At 44.6% G+C, this 6,561-nt stretch carries 7 protein-coding genes and 1 pseudogene; 3 read left to right on the top strand and 5 right to left on the bottom strand.

Annotated elements, in window-relative coordinates; translation table 11 throughout:
* Positions 1–313 precede the first annotated feature (313 nt).
* Positions 314–1,438 (bottom strand): peptidylprolyl isomerase, encoded by a 1,125-nt coding sequence (locus tag JGK20_RS20380; RefSeq protein WP_293193750.1) that lies wholly within the window; start codon positions 1,436–1,438, stop codon positions 314–316.
* A gap of 376 nt (positions 1,439–1,814) precedes the next feature.
* Here JGK20_RS20380 and efp point away from each other — a divergent pair, with 376 nt between their 5' ends.
* From efp to JGK20_RS20365, 3 genes are all read left to right on the top strand, one after another.
* Positions 1,815–2,372: an elongation factor P gene (gene efp / locus JGK20_RS20375; protein WP_293155631.1), complete on the top strand. Its 558-nt coding sequence runs from the start codon at positions 1,815–1,817 to the stop codon at positions 2,370–2,372.
* Between the two features lie 193 nt (positions 2,373–2,565).
* The gene (gene accB, locus JGK20_RS20370) at positions 2,566–3,123 is read left to right on the top strand and encodes an acetyl-CoA carboxylase biotin carboxyl carrier protein (protein ID WP_293186769.1); all 558 of its coding nucleotides are present in this window, start codon (positions 2,566–2,568) and stop codon (positions 3,121–3,123) included.
* A 30-nt stretch (positions 3,124–3,153) separates the two neighbouring features.
* Positions 3,154–3,546 (top strand): metalloregulator ArsR/SmtB family transcription factor, encoded by a 393-nt coding sequence (locus JGK20_RS20365; protein WP_293186768.1) that lies wholly within the window; start codon positions 3,154–3,156, stop codon positions 3,544–3,546.
* 398 nt (positions 3,547–3,944) lie between these two features.
* Here the strand turns inward: JGK20_RS20365 and JGK20_RS20360 are convergent, their stop codons facing one another.
* The 4 genes and pseudogenes from JGK20_RS20360 to JGK20_RS20345 all read right to left on the bottom strand — a co-directional run.
* Entirely contained in the window at positions 3,945–4,718 is a 774-nt protein-coding gene (locus tag JGK20_RS20360; protein ID WP_293186767.1) for a GerMN domain-containing protein, read from the bottom strand.
* Between the two features lie 269 nt (positions 4,719–4,987).
* Entirely contained in the window at positions 4,988–5,464 is a 477-nt protein-coding gene (locus tag JGK20_RS20355) for a hypothetical protein (RefSeq protein WP_293198503.1), read from the bottom strand.
* A gap of 1 nt (position 5,465) precedes the next feature.
* Positions 5,466–6,251 carry a hypothetical protein gene (locus tag JGK20_RS20350; protein WP_293186765.1) on the bottom strand — a complete coding sequence of 262 codons (786 nt, stop codon included), beginning with the start codon at positions 6,249–6,251 and terminating at the stop codon, positions 5,466–5,468.
* Between the two features lie 171 nt (positions 6,252–6,422).
* Positions 6,423–6,561 (bottom strand): annotated as a pseudogene (locus JGK20_RS20345) (photosystem II q(b) protein); the annotation flags it as partial.

The following is a 6,561-nucleotide window of genomic DNA, read 5'->3' as shown; positions in this document are numbered from 1 at the left end:
GATTTAAATCGCCGTCTTTGTTTGTCTTTCTTCCAGCCCGCGGAGGCGGTCTTTGTTAGTGTAGAAGCGATTTAAATCGCCGTCTTTGTTTGTCTTTCTCCCAGCCCGCGGAGGCGGTCTTTGTTAGTGTAGAAGCGATTTAAATCGCCGTCTTTATTTGTCATAATTTCTTCCAGCCCGCGGAGGCGGTCTTTGTTAGTGTAGAAGCGATTTAAATCGCCGTCTTTATTTGTTATGGTTGCTTCCAGCCCGCGGAAGCGGGCTTTGTTTGACTCTGAAGCGATTTATCTCGCCGTCTTTGTTTGTGTGCTGATTAAACTTGAGGTTGAACCAAATTTTCCTTTCCTTTAATCACCTTAGCAGATATAATCTTATCTCCCTGCCTCAGTTTATCCAAAACCTCTTTTCCTTCAATCATGTAACCAAAAACAGCATACCGACCGTCCAACAAATTCAGACCAGCGGGCGTGAGTTCGGGTTCAAACAAGAAAAAGAAAAACTGAGAAGAACCGCTGTCTGGTTCAGCTTCAGCCCGGGCCATCGCCACAGCACCAAAAGCAGAAAAAGGCAAAACAGGCTCGTCGCGATAACGTCCCGCATCTTCTAGAGTAATCCCATAGACAGGTTCCGTGTCCTCTCTAACGAGCACTTCCAGCGGCACATTCCGGTATTTGCCAGTACCTGGATCAATAAAGCCCACTTCCTTGCCTTCGGGATCTCCCGTTTGCAAAACGTAGGATTCTTCCGATCGAATAAATGGTAAACCATCATAGAAACCTCGATCGACCAAATCCACAAAATTACCAGCAGTCACAGGCGCACTGTAACCGTCAACCACAACATTAATTGTCCCCTTATCCGTTTCCACCGCCACAGTAGCGCGACCTTTCAGTTGAGGCAGATTAGCATACTTAGCAGGCACTTCAAACGGAAACTTTGTCACCATCAACTCTTCGATTTCGCCTACCGAACCGAGGATTTTCGCCTTCAAGTCAATAACTTTTTCCCTGTCTTTAGCCTCAACAGCCTTTTCCAGTTCAGCAATTCCCTCCTTGACTTGTGCAACTAGCGCCTCAGCTTCCGGCTGTTTCGCCTCAGGAATACTCACTAAAATGTCGGACTCCCGAATGCTGAGAATCCTCGAAGCCTTACTGACATCGCTGCTAATGGGCCCCCAACGTTTAGAACGGATGTGGTTGCCAATGTCTTCCAGACTGATTTGCAACTCACGCACAGTCTGATTGTCAATAGGTAGCGCGAAACGCAGCAGCGCCCGGCCGTCCGTAATCGGATTCCCCGCAGGCATACTGCTGCTGGGGCGTTTCGCATAGGAAACTGCACTGAAACTCAGGGAGAGTGCGAACAGCAGGACTGCTAAAGCACCGGTCTTCACCCAGCGCTTGCACGTATCGATCGAGAAATTAGGCCAATGCAACATATCTTTAACTTTTATTGCCTCTATTATCTTCCCACAGCGCGCGATCGCCTTCTCTCCATTACATCCGTTGCCTCTCCTTGTCCAACAGACAGAGGTTTTTCACTTGGAGTACAGCACTTGCTCCCTTTGAAAGGTAAAATAAATTGCCAATTGCTTTTTGATGCCGTCAGCTAGACTGCGGCTTTAAGCTGACCCCGCTCAAAAACGGATACAATCCCCAGACTCCTGTCGTGGAGAGATCAAAATTTTAGACCAAGGTTCAATCTCCCAGATTCAAAGCTGCGAGTGAATCTAAAATCTAAAATCTAAAATCTAAAATCGACTGACTATAGTTCCCCCGTGCCCAATGGCGACGGGATTGCCCGCAAAAATTTATATGCTCTCCAGTAACGACTTTCGACCAGGTGTTTCAATTGAATGGAATAACGGCGTGTGGCGGGTTATCGAATTCCTCCACGTCAAGCCCGGAAAGGGTTCCGCTTTTGTGCGGACAAAATTAAAAAACGTCCAAACCGGCAGCGTAGTGGAACACACATTCCGAGCTGGCGAATCTTTGCCTCAAGCCAACCTCGAAAAGAGCGCGATGCAGCATACCTATAAAGAAGGCGACCAGTTTGTCTTTATGGATATGGAAACTTACGAGGAAAGCCGCCTCACAGCCAAGGAAATAGGCGAGCGTGTCAAGTACCTGAATGAAGGTATGGAAGTCAGTATCCTTCGCTGGAACGACCAAATCATGGAAGTGGAATTACCCAATTCTGTCGTCTTGGAAGTGACACAAACCGATCCCGGAGTCAAAGGAGATACTGCCACCGGTGGCAGTAAACCGGCCATCCTTTCCACCGGAGCTCAGATCATGGTTCCTCTATTTATTTCGATAGGAGAACGCATTCGGATTGATACTCGTGAAGACAAGTACCTCGGCCGAGAATAGAAACGACGGAGAAAAAGGGAGTTTTTAGTTTTTAGTTGTGAGTTGTGAGTTATTAGTTAAAGAGCTAAAAAATCATCGCTCATCGCTCAAAGATTAAAAACTACCCCTTTTGTCTCCAAAATCGGTGAAGTTTCCTAGCTTCGCCGGATTCCAATTTCTCAATTTTAAATTCTTAATTACCCTTGAATCTACTGTGCAATTAGACTTAAACCAGCTTTGCGAACTGCTGACTGTTTTAGACAAAACAGGCATTTCGGAACTGACATTAAAAAGTGGGGAGCTTGAACTGACTGTACGCAAAGGCATTCTGGCCAGCGAACCAGCCACGGTTACTGCCCTCTCTACCGCGGCAAGTGTCGCTCCGACGATCGCGCTGGGATCTGTTTCTAGCCCCACTGCCGCCCCACCGGATGCTGTTAGTCAAAATGCAGGAGCAACTCCGGCCACTCCTGCACCAGCCCCTGCTGTCGCAGCTCCTGCTGCCGTCTCTGCTCCTGTCGATACCAAATGGGTGTCAATTATCTCGCCCATGGTAGGAACGTTTTATCGCGCTGCTGCTCCCGATGAGCCACCTTTTGTCAATGTGGGCGATCGCATCAAAGTCAGCCAGACAGTCTGTATTATCGAAGCAATGAAGCTGATGAACGAGATTGATGCTGATGAAGTGTCCGGTCAAGTCATGGAAATTTTAGTACAAAATGGCGAACCTGTCGAATACGGTCAAATTTTAATGCGAATTAATCCGGATTGAAGCATTACTTTATTGTTATGGACAGAATAAATGCTAATATTTCGAGATCACTTCTCCCCGGTGAGTTTGATGAAGTCATCCCAGCCTGTCCCGCAAGAGGTTGTGCAACAAGTTGCTGAGTATTTCAGTATTCTGAGCGAGCCAATGCGTTTACGAATTTTGAACTTGCTTCGCGACGGAGAAAAATGCGTGCAAGAGTTGGTGGAAGCTACTCAAACGAGTCAAGCCAATGTTTCCAAGCACCTAAAACTTATGCTCCAAGCTGGTATCCTCACTCGCCGGAGTGAAGGAACATCAGCCTATTATAAGGTGCAAGACGAGTTAATTTTTGAGCTATGTACTATGGTGTGCGATCGGCTTGCCACTCGGATCGAACAGCAAGCCCTCCACTTTCGGGCATTTAGCCTGACTGCCAAGCACTGAAAATTAGTCATTAGTCATTAGTCATTAGTCATTAGTCATTAGTCATTAGTGCGAGCGTCCCCGCTCGCGAACGTTATCAGTCAGCAGTCATCAGTCGGTAGTGCGAGCGTCCCCGCTCGCGAACGTTATCAGTCATCAGTTATATCAAATTCGGTAACTACGGAATTCTACCCTGCTCGCCGTGCGGGACGTTTGGCTTCGCGATCCGAAGCGAGCGACACGCTCGAATTGCACTCCGAAAATTATTATTCCGATCCAAATGTCAACGATATCATCAGCAATCAATTATCAGCTATCAATCCCTATTTTCCGCATTCAGACTAATAACTAATAACTAATAACTCCTAACTCCTAATTAATAACTCCTAACTAATGACTAATAACTAATGAATCAAAAATTAGTTAAGGGGAAAATTTTTGTCAAAACTTTGGCGGGTACTCGGTTGAGCCACCTCCAAACCTTCGCCACCCAAAAGTTCCAAAGGCTTGCCGTCCACCGAGATCCAAACCTTAGTATTCGGTTTTAAACTCGTAGCTGTATAGATAACTTGCCCTAACCGGCTCGTCATTGAACTGCTGCCTCCCCCCGCAGTAAATTCACGCGACAAATCGACATAAACTTCATCATTCTTGACACTCAAACCCCGGAGTTTTGTCCCTTTAGGTATTTCGCTAGAAACAGTTGCATCCTTCGGCCCAGCCAACAAAGTGTTAAAAGCAGCTTGTAAAGTTGCATCAGGCTTATCAGCTTGTTTGACAGCTACTTTCGTAGGAACTGCCTCAAATTTGCCGATCGCATCTTTAACCCAGTACACTTGGACTGTTTGGGCATCAGCCTGCTGCAAAGGCTTCGGCTGTGACGACTTGGGCGCCAGAGCCTGAGACGCCAGAGGGGTAGGTCTCTGAGCTTGAGGCGTCTGAACCTGCGGCGTCTGAGCCTGTGGCACCTGCACAGCATTTGGAGGAGGTACGGGGATAATTACAGCAGGGGATTGGGCAGGACTTGGGGATAGCGCCGGAGCGATTGTCGGAGCTGAAGACTGCGTGTCTGCCGTGGGCGAACGGCTTGCCGTCCACCAAGCAATGCCACCTCCAGTCACTAAAGCCAACCCGCAAACACCGGCAATGAGTGCTGTTGTGGAGACGTGGCGTACTTCTTGTCCATCTTTCATAATACAAATCCTCGTTAGAGATAAAGCGCTTGACACGGTGAGGAGCTACTCCCGATCGGCTACATTTGTTTTTGCTGAGATTCTGGAACAGGGAACAGCTAAACCAAAACAATCCTGGCATCTTTAACAGCTTAGGAGCTATATTTCATTTTGACACCCTCCCGCTTAAAAACAAGGTATAAGTCTGAAGGCAGAATATAGAAGGCACTTATGCTGTGGCATATCCGAAGTTTACCTGACATTTTATCTAACTCGTAAATTACTATAAATTAACTAATATTTTGCCAAATATCACAATCGGTAACAGGTTGAAAATCTTTAATATTTTTAGTAGCAATAATGACTTCACGACCAGGAAATTGCTCTTTGAGCAGACACCATTGAGCAGCCAGAATGCAGTCTACATCAATGTTCTCCTTAATTTTATTAGATTGACTCATAGCTCTTGCCTCCGCCCATAGTTCGGCAGCCTTTTCTAGCAAAGCAAAAGTTACTTCTTGAAATTCAAGTAACTCTCTTAGTTTATCTAACTCTTGAATACTTTTGCTTTTTATCCGAATCAATTCACGTCTAAGTTCATAATCACAGATATCAGAAGCAATTATATAAACGCCTTTCGACAACAGTCTATAAAACCATTCTGTGCATTGATAAATCTCCGTAGTCAGCTTCTGATCTTCAGACAATTTCTCATCAATATTTGTTATCAGCAAAGCAATAATATTAGAATCTAGAATTAGAATCACTCTACAATTTCCATCCTTTTTCTTCTCCAATACTTTCTATTTGCTCAAGTCGTGACTTTGCCCAATCCATAGCAGATTGGTTTTTCTGAATTTGCATTTCACGAGTAAATATTGGATTATAAGGAGAGTCAATCAAATGTAATTTTTCATTTTGTGTTCGGTCTTCTTCGATTTGCCATAATACTGCTCTAGCAGTGTTTTTTAATCCAACTAAATATAAAAAAACTGACTCGTTCTGATTGGCTCGATCGGGTTTTAGATTAGAATCATTTAAAAAAGCCAATGCTATATTCTTAATGCACTCTATTAAGTGTTGTGGAAAGTAGACAAGATATTCTTCTAAAAGCTCTGATAGTTTCACCATACCCGTGTATAGCGATCGATATTGACGTACTTTATCTGTTTCTTCTTCAAACGCAATCAGCATAAAACCCTGAGCTATGATTAATTCCCTCAAGCCATCCATGTATTTTTCACGATCTTCAATTTCTTTGAAAGTATCACGGGCTAAAAAGTCACTATATTTTGCTTTAAATTCGTTTAAAAGTGGTCTGTATTCAGAGTAATAAATATCCGCTCTTAGACGTATATCTTTTGCTTCTCTAATCCGTTCTAGTACCTCATAAATTTTCAATCCATCAATAAATAGTTCTTCTTTAGGAATCCGCGCTTCATCAGATTTAAACAGCTTTTCTAAGGCGTGTTTGATTAAACTTAGTTCACCAAACATCACCTCCTCACTGTTCGATGGCAATGCTCTAATTAAATTTTCTGTAGTGACTGTCATAGGAAGCCGACTCCATAAATAAAGGCTTTTATGATTTATGAGAGCACATGAGCTACAACTAGCGCGCTCCTTCTATTATCATAAACGATCATCTCGCTAAAACTGTAATTTTTCGCAAACAAAAAGCGCCCCTATTTCTAGGGGCGCTTTCTGTTTATCTCAAGCTAAAACTTAGCCGTTGATGGAAGGAGCAACCAAAGCAACTGGAGTGGTTTCGCCAGCAGCCAAGTCGAGTGGGAAGTTGTGAGCATTGCGCTCGTGCATTACTTCCATACCCAAGTTAGCGCGGTTGATAACATCAGCCCAGGTG

Source organism: Microcoleus sp. PH2017_05_CCC_O_A, from assembly GCF_020738785.1.
Lineage (GTDB): Bacteria > Cyanobacteriota > Cyanobacteriia > Cyanobacteriales > Microcoleaceae > Microcoleus.
Note: the sequence above shows the minus strand (reverse complement) of the source record. Positions and strands in the feature narration are given on the sequence as shown.